This is a genomic window from Capnocytophaga canis (assembly GCF_000827555.1).
Lineage (GTDB): Bacteria > Bacteroidota > Bacteroidia > Flavobacteriales > Flavobacteriaceae > Capnocytophaga > Capnocytophaga canis.
Window position 1 is genome coordinate 68576 of the sequence record NZ_CDOI01000133.1, and the last position, 17158, is coordinate 85733.

Annotated in this window: 16 protein-coding genes; 9 read left to right on the forward strand and 7 right to left on the reverse strand. The window is 34.3% G+C overall.

Annotation, left to right across the window (positions count from 1 at the left end):
- Positions 1-87: 87 nt before the first annotated feature.
- Both CCAND38_RS03975 and CCAND38_RS03980 read right to left on the reverse strand, forming a co-directional pair.
- The gene (locus CCAND38_RS03975; RefSeq protein WP_042009495.1) at positions 88-795 is read right to left on the reverse strand and encodes a class I SAM-dependent methyltransferase; all 708 of its coding nucleotides are present in this window, start codon (positions 793-795) and stop codon (positions 88-90) included.
- A gap of 5 nt (positions 796-800) precedes the next feature.
- A complete protein-coding gene (locus CCAND38_RS03980) occupies positions 801-1799 on the reverse strand; it encodes a TlpA disulfide reductase family protein (protein WP_042343973.1) in 999 nt (332 codons plus the stop codon).
- A gap of 153 nt (positions 1800-1952) precedes the next feature.
- On the opposite strand from CCAND38_RS03980, the gene CCAND38_RS03985 reads away from it, so the two are divergent.
- Positions 1953-2525 (forward strand): DUF3109 family protein, encoded by a 573-nt coding sequence (locus CCAND38_RS03985; protein WP_042009493.1) that lies wholly within the window; start codon positions 1953-1955, stop codon positions 2523-2525.
- 69 nt (positions 2526-2594) lie between these two features.
- Here the strand turns inward: CCAND38_RS03985 and bshC are convergent, their stop codons facing one another.
- Positions 2595-4193, reverse strand: coding sequence for a bacillithiol biosynthesis cysteine-adding enzyme BshC (gene bshC / locus CCAND38_RS03990; protein ID WP_042343974.1), 1599 nt, complete (start codon positions 4191-4193; stop codon positions 2595-2597).
- 361 nt (positions 4194-4554) lie between these two features.
- Here bshC and CCAND38_RS03995 point away from each other — a divergent pair, with 361 nt between their 5' ends.
- The 4 genes from CCAND38_RS03995 (at position 4555) to CCAND38_RS04010 (ending at position 7821) form a co-directional block, all read left to right on the forward strand.
- On the forward strand, positions 4555-5760 hold the full coding sequence (locus tag CCAND38_RS03995) for an HU domain-containing protein (protein ID WP_042343975.1): 1206 nt from the start codon (positions 4555-4557) through the stop codon (positions 5758-5760).
- Positions 5761-5783: 23 nt separating this feature from the next.
- Positions 5784-6308 carry an acyl-CoA thioesterase gene (locus CCAND38_RS04000; protein ID WP_042343976.1) on the forward strand — a complete coding sequence of 175 codons (525 nt, stop codon included), beginning with the start codon at positions 5784-5786 and terminating at the stop codon, positions 6306-6308.
- An 88-nt stretch (positions 6309-6396) separates the two neighbouring features.
- Positions 6397-7053: a metal-dependent transcriptional regulator gene (locus CCAND38_RS04005; RefSeq protein WP_042009534.1), complete on the forward strand. Its 657-nt coding sequence runs from the start codon at positions 6397-6399 to the stop codon at positions 7051-7053.
- An 18-nt stretch (positions 7054-7071) separates the two neighbouring features.
- Entirely contained in the window at positions 7072-7821 is a 750-nt protein-coding gene (locus tag CCAND38_RS04010; RefSeq protein ID WP_042343977.1) for a DUF3298 and DUF4163 domain-containing protein, read from the forward strand.
- Positions 7822-8444: 623 nt separating this feature from the next.
- Here CCAND38_RS04010 and eno read toward each other — a convergent pair.
- The 4 genes from eno to CCAND38_RS04030 all read right to left on the reverse strand — a co-directional run bounded on the left by eno (position 8445) and on the right by CCAND38_RS04030 (position 13500).
- Complete coding sequence (gene eno, locus CCAND38_RS04015) at positions 8445-9734, reverse strand: phosphopyruvate hydratase (RefSeq protein ID WP_041994254.1); 1290 nt, start codon at positions 9732-9734, stop codon at positions 8445-8447.
- Between the two features lie 96 nt (positions 9735-9830).
- Positions 9831-10934, reverse strand: a complete 1104-nt coding sequence (carA, locus tag CCAND38_RS04020; RefSeq protein ID WP_042343989.1) for a glutamine-hydrolyzing carbamoyl-phosphate synthase small subunit — start codon at positions 10932-10934, stop codon at positions 9831-9833.
- A gap of 280 nt (positions 10935-11214) precedes the next feature.
- A complete protein-coding gene (locus CCAND38_RS04025; RefSeq protein WP_042009531.1) occupies positions 11215-12216 on the reverse strand; it encodes a glycosyltransferase family 2 protein in 1002 nt (333 codons plus the stop codon).
- Between the two features lie 87 nt (positions 12217-12303).
- A complete protein-coding gene (locus CCAND38_RS04030) occupies positions 12304-13500 on the reverse strand; it encodes an exo-beta-N-acetylmuramidase NamZ family protein (RefSeq protein WP_082024948.1) in 1197 nt (398 codons plus the stop codon).
- Between the two features lie 100 nt (positions 13501-13600).
- On the opposite strand from CCAND38_RS04030, the gene CCAND38_RS04035 reads away from it, so the two are divergent.
- From CCAND38_RS04035 to CCAND38_RS11490, 4 genes are all read left to right on the forward strand, one after another.
- On the forward strand, positions 13601-14758 hold the full coding sequence (locus CCAND38_RS04035) for an ABC transporter permease (protein WP_042343978.1): 1158 nt from the start codon (positions 13601-13603) through the stop codon (positions 14756-14758).
- Between the two features lie 246 nt (positions 14759-15004).
- Complete coding sequence (locus CCAND38_RS04040) at positions 15005-15811, forward strand: endonuclease I family protein (RefSeq protein WP_042343979.1); 807 nt, start codon at positions 15005-15007, stop codon at positions 15809-15811.
- Positions 15812-15953: 142 nt separating this feature from the next.
- Entirely contained in the window at positions 15954-16718 is a 765-nt protein-coding gene (locus CCAND38_RS04045; protein ID WP_042343980.1) for an alpha/beta fold hydrolase, read from the forward strand.
- Positions 16708-17158: peptidylprolyl isomerase (locus CCAND38_RS11490; RefSeq protein ID WP_042343991.1), on the forward strand; the 451-nt coding region annotated here is incomplete at its 3' end. The genes CCAND38_RS04045 and CCAND38_RS11490, both read left to right, overlap by 11 nt.

Here is a 17158-nt window from a genome sequence, read left to right on the forward strand (position 1 = left end):
TAAGTTGTCTTTCAAATTTTGTTTGAAGAATTTCAGTGTAGTATCAGATGCAATTAAACAAATGACATAAATACAGACATTTTGAGATTAAAGATGCTCCAAACGAGCTAAATAATCAAAATTTTCTCCTTCTGCAATGAGTTCGCAATTCAATCCAACAGAATGAGCAACGTTTTGTAGGGTGTTGTAATCCACATATAACCACGGAAAAGGAGGTTCTTTCTCGCCTTTATATTTTACTAAATACATTAGTTCCCCGTAGTAATCAAACTCTAAAGGTACGTCGTAGGAGCCATCCGCATTTTGGTCGAACATATATATGATGTCAGACGAATCAGTCAATATTTGTCCTTTTGGAGCTAAAAGGCTTTTGATTTTAGCAAAAAAAGTTCCCATTTTGCGAAGTCGTCCACACATCCCAGCTCCATTCATCAGTAGTAAGATGGTATCAAATTGCCCTTCAAAGGTCATTATATCTCCAACATAAGCATTTTGTAGACCTCGTAATTTACAGACTTCAATGGCTTTGGGTGATATATCAACCGAATGAACTTCCAATCCTCGTTCATTTTGCAGATAGAGTCCATGAGTTCCTGCACCACATCCTATATCCAGCACTTTTCCTTTCGCTAATTGTAGAGCTTTCTTCTCTAACGGAGGCATCTCTGAAAAAGAACGAAATAGATAGGGCAAAGGCAATACATCTTCCTCTGAAATAGAAGTTTCCGTTTTGATGTCTTCCGTATAATTTCCTTGTTGATAGTCTAATAATGCTTGTCCAAATAAGTCCTTCATTATGCTTATTTTAGTAGATTTTCGAGATTTGGAATAAGTTTTTTGTGGTCAATATTTCGAGCTACGATAATTCCGTTTTCGTCAATTAACATAGCTGTCGGCAACCAACGGATAGCGTATGTCTTTATCGGTTCTGCTTTCCACGCACCTTCAACGAATCCGTGTGTCCAAGTTAGTCCGTCGGTCGCAATCGCGGTTTTCCAATCGTCTTTTTTTCGGTCAAACGACACGCCTAATATGGTAAAATTTTTGTCCTTATATTGATTGTAGAGTTTCACCAGTTCAGGGTTTTCCTTACGACAGTCGGGACACCACGAAGCCCAGAAATCGATAAGTATCACTTTCCCTCTCAAATCACTCAAGCAAATGGTGTTTCCTTCTAAGTCTTCCATCACAATCTCAGGAGCAACTTGTCCAGGTTGTATTTTTTCCAATTGAGTGATAGCTCCATCAAGTTCTTCAATATAAGTGTTTCTTGATAAATTTTGATTTATCCTTTTTCGAAGTAAAATTAAAGATTCGTAGTCATATAAATAGGCATTTCTTGCTAAAAAATAGGCTATAACAGGCGAACTGTTGTCTTTTTGGAGTAAACTGTCCAAATTTATACGTTTTGTCGCATTCAAATCATCATACTTCTTGAATAATTCAGTATTTTCACTGCCAAAGGCTTCTGAAATTTGCCAATTATCGTTGAGAGTTATGGAGATATCAGCGTTTTCTAAGAAAAAATTAGCCCTTTTTCCTGAATTTCCTAATCGAATAGCGTGCACTAAAGGTTCTTGTAACTTTCCTTTAAACGTAAAGGTTTGATTTTTCGCTTCTACCGAGTCTACAACGGTATATTCACGGTTTTTATACTCCAATAAATATACTTTTTCATTTACGTTTGTAGGTAACTTTCCGTTTAGTGTAAACGAATCGGATTCTTGCTTCATAGTATTATTACAAGAAAAAATACTTCCTAATATACTTACTAACAGTATTTTATGTTTATTGTTCATACAGAATGTTTTTTAGATAGCTACAAAGATATATTATTAATTCATAAATGACAAATTTGGGAACGTTCTAAACTAACTTTAAAAGAGCGAGAGTTAAAAACTTTTCTCTATTTTTGCCGACTGAGAAGCAGTATCTTTATAAAATTCGGACGTATGATACAAATAGGGGAGACCATTATATCAGAGGATATAATTGAAAATGAGTTTGTTTGCAACTTGAACGCTTGTAAAGGGGCTTGTTGTATTGAGGGGGATGCAGGAGCTCCAATAGAGGATGAAGAATTGAAAATTTTAGAGCGTATCTACCCAGAAGTAGCTCCTTATCTAACGGAAAAGGGACGAGAATCTATTGAGAATCAAGGTGTATACATCAAAGGTGAAGATGGAGAATGGGAAACTCCTCTTATTGACAATGCCGATTGTGCTTATGTGGTTCGCAATGAAAAAGGCTGGGCATTATGTGCCATTGAACAGGCGTACAACGATGGTAAAATTGACTGGAAAAAACCAATTTCGTGTCATTTGTATCCAATTCGATTACAAAAATACACTTCGTTTACGGCGGTAAACTACAATCGTTGGCATATCTGTAGTGACGCTTGTAGTTTAGGAAAGGAGTTACAAGTTCCTGTATATAAGTTTGTTAAAAATGCACTCATCCGTAAATTCGGAGAAGCATGGTACGAAGAATTGGAACTGGTCGTAGCTCATTTGAAAAGAAAATAAAATCTACAAAAAAGCAGACCTCGCAAAGAAAGTTAGTTTTCTTGAATAGTTTAAGTCAAGAGGAAGACATTATTTCACAGCTAAAAATTCGAAATGAAAAGGATTAAAATCATTTTTTAAAACTTCAAAAAATGATTCGCCATATTCTAAGTATAGTTCCGAAAAGTTAGTAAAACGTTCCTGTAACGATCCATTTGGAAACAATTCGCTTTGCAACGTTGTCAAACGCTCTAATTTTTCGGAAAGTTGTCTTTTTTGAGCTTTTAACAAGCGTTTTTCCAGATTATTTAATCCTTTCAATTGCTTAATTTCTTGTGATTTGACAGCGTTTAAAAAAGTTTTATCTGTTTTTTCTGCCAGTACATACAAATTTGCAAATTGGTTTTGTAGTGCTTTTCTTTGTTCTGAGAAATCAATTGGAAATTCGCTTAATTTTTGAACATATATGTTCTTAAGATTCTCTGATTTAAGGAATAAATCAGCAATTTTCATTTCTGCTTTTTTTATTCTATTGTGTTGTTTATCAGTTATAAAAACAGCTGAATTTCGTAACATCAGTATAGGAAAAACAATTTTTTCACTATCAAAAAAGCTTTTTAATTCCAACCAGTAAGCAATTTCGCCACCTCCTCCAACATAAGCCAAATTTGGCAATATAACCTCTTGGTACAGAGGACGCATGATCACATTAGGAGAAAAACGCTCAGGATGATTTTCGAGTTCATTAAGTAATTCTTTTTCAGTGAAGTACATTTCTGTTTCGTGGACTCCATAACCATTTTCGGTTATTACAATTCTATTACGGCCTTTTTCTGTTAGGTAAAATAAATTGATTTCACGAGGATTTACCTGTGTTGGATATATTTTATCTAATTCCTGAATTTGTATTATTGTTTTTTTAACTTCTTGATATGCAGTGTTTTTTAGTATGTCATTTCGCATAAAAGAAGCGAACGATTTCTTTAACTTTGAATCATTTCCATCGATAATCACCAAGCCGTAGTTTTCAAAAAGAGTATTCACTAAAGATCGAGTAGCAGATGCTAAATCCTTGTTTTTTAGGTAACTATTCTCAAAAAGTTGTTTTAGAAACTCAGCGTTTTTACCCACTCCCAGATTCGAAATAAAGGATGAAAATACAGCGTCCAATGTTGTTGTATCAAAATTTCCTGTCATCCCTGTTTGTGAACTATTCCAACGAAAGGTTTGCTGTTTAAAATGAAAGTGATTAATTTCCTCAAAATCATGGTCTTCGGTAGCCATCCAATAGATGGGAACAAAATGATAGTCAGGGTATTTTTTTGATAGTATTTCACATGTGTTGATGACGGAAATGATTTTATAAATGAAATATAAAGGGCCTGTAAATAAACTCAATTGATGTCCAGTTGTGATAGTGAACGTGTTTCTATCCCCTAATTTAGCGATGTTTTTTTGTACTTTATCCGATGTTTTGAGAGAAGCATACTGTTCCCTTAAGGAGTTTACCAATAGCACTCGAGCTTCATCTGAAAATTGTTGCTGTTTCTCAAGAATCTGTTTTTCGAAGTTTTCCACTGATGGAAAACGGTGGTACAATGTACGTAAGGTTTCTTTTTCACTTACGTAGTCACTTATGAATGAAGAAAAAAAACGGATTTGGTCAAATGGGATACAATCAACTATCATAATAAAAACGTATATGAATGCAAAAGTAAAAAATATAATCGGTATCATAATCATTTTTGTATTGTTTTTTACCTGGGCATAGGTGTTGTATATGCCAAAATAATTCGTATTTTTGCAACTTTGTTCCCTATTTTCATGGGATTGAATAGGATGAGGTTAGGTGTTTGGAGACGTCTTTCTCAATTTGAATTTGGATAAAAATCACATAATTTTCACTTAAAATAAAACGCTTAAATATTTGAAAATAAACACGTTAATCTTTTCAAAGAAAATTATATTTGTATATAATATTTTTTTTGCTTATCTTTGGGACTCTAACATGGCTAATTAGTTTATTTTCAACACTTAAAATATTATTTGTATGAAAGATCTTAACATTTACGTGGAGGAATTGCTTTACAAGCATCCTTGTGTTATAATTCCTAAATTTGGGGCTTTTATTTCTAACAGAAAGTCCGCAAAGTTGTTTGAAGATAAAACATTTTCACCCCCAAAAAGAGAGCTCACTTTTAATGCAAGTTTGAACTCTAACGATGGGTTATTGCTTAAACATATTTCAGAAACATCAGGAGTTGATTATAAATTGGTTGAAGAATATGTAAATTCCACAGTGGACTCTTGGAAAAAGGCTTTGACCCGTGGTGAGAATCTTTCGTTGAAAAATATAGGTCTTTTTAGGCAAACCCCGGAGGGAAAAGTTTCCTTTGAGGCATTTGAAGATGTAAATTATCTCACGGATTCATTTGGTATGTCGCCTTTTGTTCCGCACGAAATTAATGAAATGTCCAATAAAAAAATCGCTGAAAATCAGGTATCTCCTACCATAGACCCTGTGGTGCCCAAACCGAGTATTGAACCTACAGTGCCAGAGAACAGAGAAGAAGCTGAAGATTCAGAGCAGCAACCTGTTAAAAAAGGGAAAAAACGTTCGTTCGTTAAATATACCGCAGTTGCAGTTGTTGGTCTTATTTTGTTGACTGTTGGTGTAATCACTTTCTTTGGAGAGCCTTTGGAAAACAATGAAGAGATGATGCTTGCTGAAAATCAGATTGAAGAAAAAGTACAACAAAAATTGAGTGAAGCTACTTTAAATATTCCGATGAGTTTTTCAGCTATTCCTGTGGAAGTAACAAAAGTAGATGCTTTAAAACCAAAAGATAATGATGTTTCTCAGTCTTCTGCTTCTCAAAATGTTGCAACTTCAAAGCCGACAAACCAGAATAAGACAGAAGTAAAAACGAATAAGAAAGAGACTACTCCTGTGGCAACAACTACACCTAAGGAGACGACTAAAAAAACGAATGCTAACTCATCAGCCAAAGTAAAAAAATATCAAGTGATAGCTGGTGCTTTTAAAGAAGAGAAAAACGCAAATACCAAAGTTGCTCAATTAAAAAAATTAGGTTTTAAAAATGCTGCTGTTATTGGAATCAATGCCAAAGGATTATATCAAGTGAGTTATGCTGGATTTGACAGCATGGCAGAAGCAGAGGCTTTGAAACAACAAATCAAAGCAGAAAAAGACACTAAGAAATTGGAAGGAGGCTGGATTTTAACAAACGAATAATTTTCACATCACATAATAACTACATGCAGAAAAAAACACCTTCTCAATCGCGTACAATATTAACGGATTTAGTTCTCACAGGGGAAACTAACCACTTGAATCATATGTTTGGAGGAGAGCTTTTAGCACGAATGGACAGGGCAGCGAGTATTGCGGCTCAACGACATTCACTTCGTCCGACGGTGACAGCTTCGGTGAACCACGTGGCTTTTAATCACAGCATTCAATTAGGTAGTGTTGTTACGGTTGAAGCGTCTATTTCAAGAGCTTTTTCCACCTCTATGGAGGTATATATTGATGTTTGGGTTGAGGATTTTGACAATGGAACACGTCTCAAAGCCAATGAAGCTATTTACACATTTGTAGCCATTGACGATGAAGGAAGACCTACCAAAGTTCCTGAAATTCAGCCAGAGACAGAACTTGAGAAGGTTCGTTATGAAGGGGCTTTACGTCGAAGACAGCTCAGTTTGGTGCTTGCAGGAAAAATCAAGCCTCATGATGCTACAGAATTGAAAGCTTTGTTTATGGAATTAGAAAACGAATAAATCGATTTAAAGAATTAAACCGTCCATGTTGGTTTTACTATATTTTGAAAACCGCTATGGACGGATTTTTTATAAAAAATCAAAATCAATGACCCTATCCGAAGAAAATTACTTGAAAACAATTTTCCACCTTTTTAATGAAGAGGAAGAAGAAGTGAGCACCAATGCCATAGCCGAGGTAATGAATACAAAGGCTTCTTCTGTGACTGATATGTTGAAAAAATTGGCTGATAAAAAGCTGATTAACTATAAAAAATACCAAGGAGTTACTTTGACTACAGAGGGGAGAAATAAAGCCATCTACATAGTGAGAAAGCATCGTTTGTGGGAAGTCTTTTTGGTCGAAAAATTAGATTTTTCTTGGGATGAAGTTCATGAAATTGCCGAAGAATTAGAGCATATTGAATCTGAAAAACTTATAGAACGGTTGGATGCTTTTTTAGGATTTCCAGAAAAAGATCCGCATGGTGACCCAATTCCTAACAAACACGGTTTCTATGAAAAAACAACAAAAACACTGCTTAGTGAACTTGATAAAAATGAAAAAGGAATCTGTATAGCAGTGAAAAATACTTCTAAAGATTTTCTTCGCTATTTGAGTAAAGTTTCGATTACTTTAGGCGATGAAATTATTGTGAAAAGTAAAGAAAAGTTTGATAATTCTATGATTGTTTCAATTCATAATAAAGAGATCAACCTTTCTGCTATGGTTTGTAGGAACTTGTATGTGCAGAAAGAAAAATAAATTCAATATTACACGGGTATGAAAAAATATATTGCTATCATTTTAGGAATTCTTTTGACGGCTTGTTCATCTGAACCTAAATTTACAGAGAAAGTAATTGAGCATACTAATGAAAATTGTATGGATAATTGCCTTTCTGTTACTATAAATTATTTAGTTTGTAAAAAACCAACAGCCTTTGCTGACTTTTTCAACCGTGAAATTGAGGAACAGGTAATTAACTTTCTATTGAGCAATCAGATAGATTCTTTGGCGACTAATGTTTCGTCAGTTTCTGAAGCTGTAAAGCTTTTTGTCGATGACTATAATAAATTACATGAACATTTTCCTGATATTCCTGCTTTTGAATTGAACTTGAGCGATAGTATTTCCTTTCAGAATAAAAAAATCATTTCTTTGGTTTCGGATAGATATGCCTATACTGGAGGAGCTCATGAGCTTTTGACAACTATTTTTTTGAATTTTGATATCGAAACAAAAACACTTATTGCCAATGAAAATTTATTTTCAGATATTGAAAAAGTATCTGAAATTGCTGAAATACACTTCAATGAACAGCGAAAAATTGTTTCTGCCACCAATCCAACTGAAAATGATTTTTGGTTTGATGATAATAAATTTACTTTTCCCGAGAATATTGGCTTTACGAAAGAATATTTAATTTTGCTTTATAATCCCTATGAAATAGCTTCGTACGTTAATGGAGCATTTCAGGTCAAAATACCAATAGAGGAGGTTAAACCTTATCTTAATATTGGAGATTTATAGTTTGTTTGAGTCTAAAAAAATCGGTATAGATCATACACATCCAAGTTTCATTTTTTCCTACTGTGAAGAGTGTAGCTTGGATTTGTTGTTCATAAAAGTTTAATAAGAAAAGTCTATCAGTAAACCTTTTGCAATTCAAGGTCTATATTCCTATAAACTTCATCTATTTGTCAAGTATAAAAATACACTTTAATAATTTAAAATAAATCTAAATAAATTTTGTAATTTCAAAAAAACCTATTATATTTGCCTCGTTGTTAGTAGTTGTTATTTGCAAAGGGAATTAATTTAGTAGTGTTTTTTATATTTCATTTGCAGTTCAAATTATGTAAAGAAGTTTGCAAATTATTTCTTTCATAAGTGAATAGTTAGTTTTAAGCGGAAAGTCTGTCATAATTGGCAGACTTTTTTGTTTTGGAGAGATTGATTGAGTAGTTAAAGTAGAGAAGTATTTATTTGATTTTCAGTAGTAATTTGGGTATTTCAGTTTTATGTATCATCTAAATTTTATCCAATAAAAAACTATCCAAAATGTTTTTTACTTTTGATAAGAATATTTATAAAACACTCAAAATCAATTCGTAAAACATTTTTGGATAGTTCAATAAAGCTAAAATAAAGAATTACTTCACATTAAATGCTTTTTCTTGTGGGAAATACGCTACCAATCCTAATTCTTCTTCAATGCGAATCAATTGGTTGTATTTTGCCATACGGTCAGAACGTGAAGCTGAACCTGTTTTGATTTGTCCTGTATTCAATGCAACAGCCAAATCAGCGATAGTGTTGTCTTCAGTTTCTCCTGAACGGTGTGACATCACCGAAGTGTAACCTGCTCTGTGAGCCATTTCCACTGCTGCAATCGTTTCAGAAAGTGTACCGATTTGGTTTACTTTGATAAGGATGGAGTTAGCAACCCCTTTTTCAATTCCTCTTTCAAGGATAGAAACGTTTGTTACAAACAAATCATCTCCAACTAATTGTACTTTGTGTCCGATTTTTTCGGTAAGCATTTTCCAACCTTCCCAGTCGTTTTGGTCCATACCATCTTCGATTGAGATAATTGGATATTTTTCAACTAATTCAGCTAAGTAATCAACTTGTTCTTGTCTTGTACGAACTTTTCCAGAAGCTCCTTCAAATTTAGAATAATCGTATTTTCCGTCAGCATAGAATTCTGATGAAGCACAATCCAAAGCGATTTTAATTTCTTCGCCCCATTTGTAACCTGCATTTTCTACTGCTTTTTTGATAGAATCTAACGCGTCTTCTGTTCCTTCAAAAGTTGGAGCAAAACCTCCTTCGTCACCCACAGCAGTGCTTAATCCTCTGTCGTGCAGTACTTTTTTCAAGTTATGGAAAACTTCTGCTCCCATTTGGATAGCTTGAGAGAAGTTTTTTGCTTTTACAGGCATAATCATAAACTCTTGGAAAGCAATCGGAGCATCAGAGTGAGAACCTCCATTGATGATGTTCATCATAGGAACAGGCAATGTGTGTGCACTAACTCCACCTACATAACGATACAAAGGTAAATCCAATTCAGCAGCAGCAGCTTTTGCAACAGCCAAAGAAACACCTAAGATTGCATTAGCTCCTAATTTTGATTTGTTTGGTGTTCCATCAAGTTCAATCATTGTTCTGTCGATAAGATTTTGCTCGAAAACACTCATTCCAATAATTTCCTCAGCAATGATTTCGTTAACGTTAGCAACGGCTTTCAATACACCTTTACCCATATAATCTTTCCCTCCGTCACGAAGCTCAACTGCTTCATATTCACCAGTTGAAGCTCCTGAAGGAACAGCTGCTCTTCCAAGATGTCCGTTTTCTGTTATAACATCAACTTCTACTGTTGGATTTCCTCTTGAATCCAAAATTTGTCGTGCGTGTACGCCTACAATAATACTCATATTTTCTATTATTTAATTAAAATTTCTTTTTATCGATTAATAATTTTTAATGAAGAATGATTTAACTCAAATCGTTCTTTGCAAAATTCTTATCTGCTAATTATTTTTCATCATTTCCGCAAATTGGTCAAACAGATAAGTAGCATCGTTTGGTCCTGGTCCTGCTTCAGGGTGATACTGAACGCTAAAGCATTTTTTGCCTTTAACACGAATTCCCATAATGGTATCATCATTGAGGTGAACGTGCGTAATTTCAATATTTTTATTAGCTTCTGCTTGTTCTCTATCTACCGCAAAACCGTGATTTTGAGAGGTGATTTCTCCTTTTCCTGTAAGTAAGTTTTTTACAGGGTGATTAATTCCTCTGTGTCCGTTATGCATTTTAAAAGTTGGGACGTCGTTTGCCAAAGCAATGATTTGATGTCCTAAGCAAATCCCGAACAAAGGCAAATCCTCTGCTATCATTTGTTTCACTTTTGCAATAACTTCTGTTAGAGGCTCAGGGTCTCCTGGTCCGTTTGATAGAAAATATCCATCAGGATTCCATTTCTTTAACTCTTCCAGAGGAGTGTCATACGGAAAAACCTTTATGTACATATCGCGTTTTGCCATATTTCTCAAAATGTTTTTCTTTATTCCAAAGTCAAGAGCGGCAACCTTGTATTTGGCGTTTTCATTACCAAAAAAATAAGGTTCAGTAACTGACACTTTCGAAGCCAATTCTAAACCTTTCATATCAGGAATTTGTTTTAATTTTTCTTTAAGAAACTCTAAATCATCGGTTTGAGTTGAAATAACGGCGTTCATTGAACCATTATCACGAATGTGAGCTACTAATGCACGAGTGTCTACATCGCAAATGGCTACTAAGTTGGTTTTATCGAAAAAATCTTTCAATGAACCAGAAGCACTTGGTCTGGAGTGATCATAGCTAAAATTACGACAAACCAAGCCCGTAATTTTGATGCCATCGGACTCATTTTCGTCCTCATTAATTCCGTAGTTTCCAATATGGGCGTTGGCTGTTACCATGATCTGCCCAAAGTAGGAGGGATCTGTAAAAATTTCTTGATAGCCTGTCATTCCCGTGTTGAAGCATACTTCTCCAAAAACAGTACCGTCGTTTCCTACGCTTTTTCCGTAGAAAGCGGTGCCATCAGCAAGTAAAATAACCGCTTTTTTCTTTTCTTGATATTTCATTAAAAGTTCTTTTTTGGTTTTAATTTCCAAAGGACAAAGGTACAAAAACCAGAAGAAAGAAACAAATTTTTTATGGCCATATTCTGTGTTAAAAAAAAGAAAAATTGATTGAGACAAACTAGGATAAATCAAGTTATTATCAAACCAAATTGGCTGATAATTAAAAGAAGATATAACAAATTTTAAACTAAAATTCTGTAATCAAAGTGTACCTGTTTCGGATATTTTGCAATTTCATCCGTAGTATTTGGGATAAATAAACTCTTTCTTTTAACAAAGTTTATTTTCGACGAAAAAATAAATGAGGAAATAATTTTTCAGGTTCTTTTTTGTACAAAAATAATTTTGTAGTAGCTCTGAAAAAACCAAATCCATAGCTAAAAAACTGTACTAAAATCGCCCATATAGTCAAAAATCCAATTTTTGTGCTTTTGTTTTCCCTTGAACTGTGAAGCAGAACTATGATGAAATAACTACAGTAGATGTATAATCCTTCCAATCTTCCTATGAAAGCAACTGATAAAGAGAAGATTAATCCTGTTGAAAATAGAAAAGGTAACCAAAAAGTTATTTTCTTCGTTTGTGGATACCAATGATTTAAAATAGCTCGTGTTTGTCCGAATTTGCAGACTTGCTCTTTGAATTTTTTCCACGAAATACGACGTTTGTGATAGACAAACGCTTCTTCAATAAATGCCGTTTGATACCCTTTTTGCCATAATCGAATTACTAAATCAGGATCTTCTCCAGGATGTATTCTTCCAAAACCCCCACTACTTTCAAAAGCCTTGCGTGAAAGCCCCATATTGAAACTTCGGGGTTGGAATTTCCCTATTCCATTTTTATTGCCACGAATGCCTCCTGTGGTGAGTAAAGAGGTCATGGCATAATTGATTGCTTTTTGAATGTCCGTAAAGCTTTCATCAGCAGCATCGGCGCCACCAAAGCAATCTACATACTGTCTTTTCAGAAAATCATCTACGGATTCTAAATAATGTTCGGGTAGTAGGCAATCGGAATCTAAAATTATAAAATAGTCATAATGAGCTTTTTGCATACCATAGTTACGAGAATCTCCAGGGCCAGAATTGGGCTTGTATAAGTAGGTAATATGCAGCCTATCTGCATATTTATCACAAATCTCCTTGGATTGAAGGGTTGAACCATCTTCGATGACTACGACCTCGAAATCCCCTTCAAAAGATTGATTTGCAATAGTTTCTAATAATTCATCGACTTCAATAGGGCGATTGTAAACAGGTATTATAAATGAATAACTCATGTTCTGACACTTTTTTAAAATACTCATGGGGTAGACTCTACTATCTAAATGATGTGCTTTTCGGTGGTTGTTGTAGATTATATTATTTTATTTATCTCTGTAAATCAGATATTTATTTCTTATTTCTTTGAATTTAGTCAAATCTTTTTGCCATGTTTCACGAATTTCGGTTTCGCTTTTTCCTTGGATAATTTGTTCCTTAAGTTTCTTATTTCCTGCGAGTTTGTTGAAAAAGTTATTAAAAAAATCTATTTTCACGCCTTTCGATTGCTCAAACGCTTTTTGTAACCAAGACAAATTCAAGGCTGACATTCGTGGATGATTGGTTAAATTTTCCCCATAACACACTTTTCCTTTGAATTTAGGATTTTTATCTCCCAGATTTGGTTGTGGTGTAAACTGAAAGTTAGTTTTCTCTAAATAAGGAGATCCATAAATTTGAAATTGAGATGAAGTTCCTCGTCCCATGCTTACATTTGTACCTTCGAAGAAACACAAACTTGGGTATAAATTTATGGCAACATCGTTAGGTAGATTTGGCGAAGGTCTTACGGGTAAACTATATGGGGTTTGGTGTGTATAATTAGATAAAGGAATCACTTTTAAATTTGCAACTATTTGATTTTTAAGCCATTTTTCTCCATTTATCATTTGTGCATATTCTCCAATGGTCATTCCGTAGACTACAGGAACTGGGTGCATACCTACAAAACTATGTTGTTCCATTTCTAGAACAGGCCCATCAATATAGTGTGCGTTAGGGTTTGGTCGATCCAGTACGATTACAGGAATATTTAGTTCGGCACAAGCCTCCATCACGTAGTGTAGAGTTGAAATATACGTGTAGAATCGGACACCTACATCTTGCAAATCAAATAAAATTACATCAATATTTTTCAGGTGTTCAGGAGAAGGTTTTTTATTTTTTCCGTAGAGTGAAATGATGGGAATACCCGTTTTTGAGTCTTTACCATCTTTGACGATTTCTCCGGCATCGTCTTCACCACGAAATCCGTGTTCAGGGACATATATTTTGTGGATGTCTATTTTGCGACTGATTAGCGAATCGACCAGGTGAGTGTATTCTCCTTTTTTGTTTTTGATGATTCCTGTTTGGTTCGTTACAATACCAATTTTTTTATTTTGTAAGTCGTTTATATATAGCCATATACGGTTACTTGCCAATACAATTTCTTTTTCAGAAATTCCGTTACTTGTGTTTTTTTGGCTATAATTTTTACAAGAAGTGATTAAAAATAGCAAAAAAAACGTATTTTTGACCATTCTTAAAATAAACAGACCATTGAATTTTCCCTTTTTCATAGCGAAACGAATTATATTTTCAAAATCGGGTAAAAGTACGATTTCTTCTCCAATTATCAAAATGGCGATTACGGCAATTGCCTTAGGAATGGTTATGATGTTGATTGCTATTGCCACAGGAGGTGGGTTGCAACGAAAAATACGTGAAAAAATTGTTACTTTTCAAGGGCATATCCAAATTTATAATTATGACAATAATGCTTCAGAAGTATCAATAAAACCAATTTCAATCCATCAAGATTTTTATCCTCAATTTACCGAAATACCCTCAATTGTGCATTTACAAGCAGTAGCAACAAAAGGAGGAATTATCCGAACGGAAACCACTTATGAAGCTATTTTAGCAAAAGGAGTAGGGGAGGATTATCGTTGGGAGGTCATGCATGAATTCCTCAAAGAGGGGCGTATTCCCGATTTCACGACGGATGAAATCAGTAACGAGATTCTTATTTCGGAATATTTGGCTAATCGTTTGCAACTTCGTTTGGGAGACCATTGCCATACTATTTTTCTTAAAGATGAAACCTCACAAGTCCCAAATCAACGAAATTTTAAAATTGTAGGTATCTATAATAGTGGTTTTCAGGAATTTGATGCTTCTTATGTTTTTGTTGATATTCGCCAAATTCAACGCATCAATCAATGGAAAAAGGATGAAGTTGGGATGTTTGAAGTTTTTGTTGATGACTTTGATAAGATAGAGTCAGTCGGTGATCAGGTGTATGATAAAACTATGGCGACACTTGATTCGCAGACTATTATGCAGAAATATCCATTTATTTTTGAATGGTTGGGGATGTTTGATTTTAATATTTATCTCATCATAGGAATTATGATAGTCGTGGGAGGTTTTAATATGATTACTGCCATTTTAGTGCTTATTTTGGAGAAAACTCCCATGATTGGCATATTAAAAAGTTTAGGCACTTCCGACCGTAGTATACGCAGTATATTTTTGTATAATGCAGCCTACATCATCACACAAGGATTGTTTTGGGGAAATATTCTCGGGTTTTTATTACTGTTTTTACAACAAAAATACAGTATTATCAAATTAGATCCAGCTACTTATTACGTTACTGAAGTGCCTATTCACATTGATGTTTTCTCTGTTATTTTCCTTAATATTGGGGTGTTGATACTGTGTTTATTGATGCTTTTAGTGCCTACTTATGTCGTTACAAAAATATCACCAACCAAATCGATGAAGTTTTCGTAAAAAGTTTTGTATATTTGCAGAAGGTTAAAGTTCTGAATATAACAAACTAAATAATTCATATAGCTCACAATATGGATATTATGCAATTTTTTTTCAAATTGAAATTTGATGGATATTTAGTGAAGCATTTGGGCAAAAGAGCCATATTTCACGGCTGAGATTTATATGTTCTGTTTTTAAGCAACAAGCAGAAATTTTTTTCATGTCAGTGTAAGTGATTGAAAAACAATAAATAAAAACAAAATTATGAAATATATATTATTTTTACTTGTATCATTTTTCGTAGCTTGTAGTACACAAAATGTACCTTTACCTGAAAAAGAGGAAAATACAGAGATTCCTGAAGAAGACCCAAATTTTCAAAATGTTAAATTCAATATTCCTAAGGAATTACAGGCGTACTATAAGAATATTGATTTTTCAAAAAAAAACTCAGATTTATACAACGATTTGGCTACTTTGACCATTGAAAAGCACGAAAATATTTTACAGTATTACGACAGACATAAATATTTATACCAAGCCGATAAGTCGGAAAATGACCCTCAAAAAGTGGTGTTGCTTTACACAGGAGAAATTCGTTTTTGGAAAGAATATGAAGGGAATAAAGGATACAAACCTCAGACGTTCAATACTGAACACGTTTATCCACGTTCAAAATTAGGATTGGTTGCCATCGCCGATTTACATCACTTACGGGTGTGCGACTCGCGAGTGAACACACTTCGGGGCAATTATCCATTTACGGAAGGTAGTGGCTCAGCAAGATTAATCAATGGCAGTTGGTATCCAGGAGATGAATGGAAAGGTGATGTAGCTCGAATGATTCTGTACCTTAATTTGCGATATAACGAAAGTCTTGGCAAGGATATTTCAACTGGAGGGGTTGATTTACTACTGAAATGGAATGCTGAAGACCCCGTTTCAACCATTGAAAAGAATCGCAATAACGTTATTGAACAAGCTCAAGGAAATCGTAATCCTTTCATAGACAATCCTTTTTTAGCTACCCTATTATGGGGAAAATACAAGGCTGAAAATAGATGGAAATAATTCAAGGGTTTACTTTTTTGCATACAGCTCTTGCCATAAAATTTCGGCTCTGTTCAGAGTTACCCCTTGTTAAATCTTTCATTGATGAAAATACAGATGATTCTGAAAAAACAATTTTGTAAATTCTAGTATAAAAACAAACATGAAAAATATTCCGTTTTACACCAAAAAAGGCTCAGGAAAACCATTGATGTTACTCCACGGATTTTTAGAAAGTAGTGAAATTTGGGAACATTTTGCAGAAATTCTACAGTCGGATTTTTGTGTCATTACTACTGATTTGTTAGGACATGGGAAAACTCCTGTCGAAGCGGAAATTCATACTATGGAAATGATGGCAGAAGCTGTAAATCGTATTCTAGAAATCGAAAAAATAGATACTTGTTTGTTTGTAGGGCATTCCATGGGAGGATATGTATCACTCGCTTTTGCAGAGAAATATCCTGATAAAGTTAATGGATTAATTTTGATGAACTCAACAACAGTCGCTGATTCGGATGAAAAAAAGGCAAACCGACTTCGAGTCTTGGAAGTTATTGATAAAGATAAATCGTTTTTCATACGTACGGCGGTAAATAACTTGTTTAGTTCAGAAAATCGTATCGAGATGAAGCAAAAAGTGGACAAGGTTATCAAAATTGCGATGGAAATTCCTAACGAGGGAATCAAAGCAGCTTCTTTGGGAATGAAAGATAGACCCGACCGAACACATATTTTTGAAGGATTACAGGTTCCTAAACATATCATAATTGGTGAAAATGACGAACTGATTCCCGCAGAGAATTTAGTAGAACTGGCTCAAAAAACAAAAGCGTCATATAGTCGTTTGATTGGGGGACATATGTCGTACATTGAGAATGAAACTGAAACTGTGGATATTATCAAAAGAATAGGCTATGAGATATAGTTTTCTGAGTATGCTCTGCATTTTTATTCTTTTGGGGTGTAACGACAGACCTCAAAAGGCAAATAATTCATTGGAGAGTGTTGAAAATAATAAAGAGGTCACGGAAGAGAACTTAGTTAAAGAGGACAAATCAGAAAAGGAACAAGAAATATTTGAACCGTTGACCACCCAAAGTGCAATTCCTTTTTTGTTCGAATATGAAAAAAGACACAAAGAGCGTTACGTTCGTATTATTACTGACTACGGGAATATTGATATTGAGTTGTTTGTAGAAACACCATATCACCGAGCAAATTTCATTTTGTTGACCAAGGAAAAATATTTCGATGGTTCAGTTTTCCATCGCGTGGTAAAAAATTTTGTGATTCAAGGAGGGAATTCGGATAGTTGGGCTATCCATAAAAAACGACATCGGATAGGACAGTATTTATTGCCTCCCG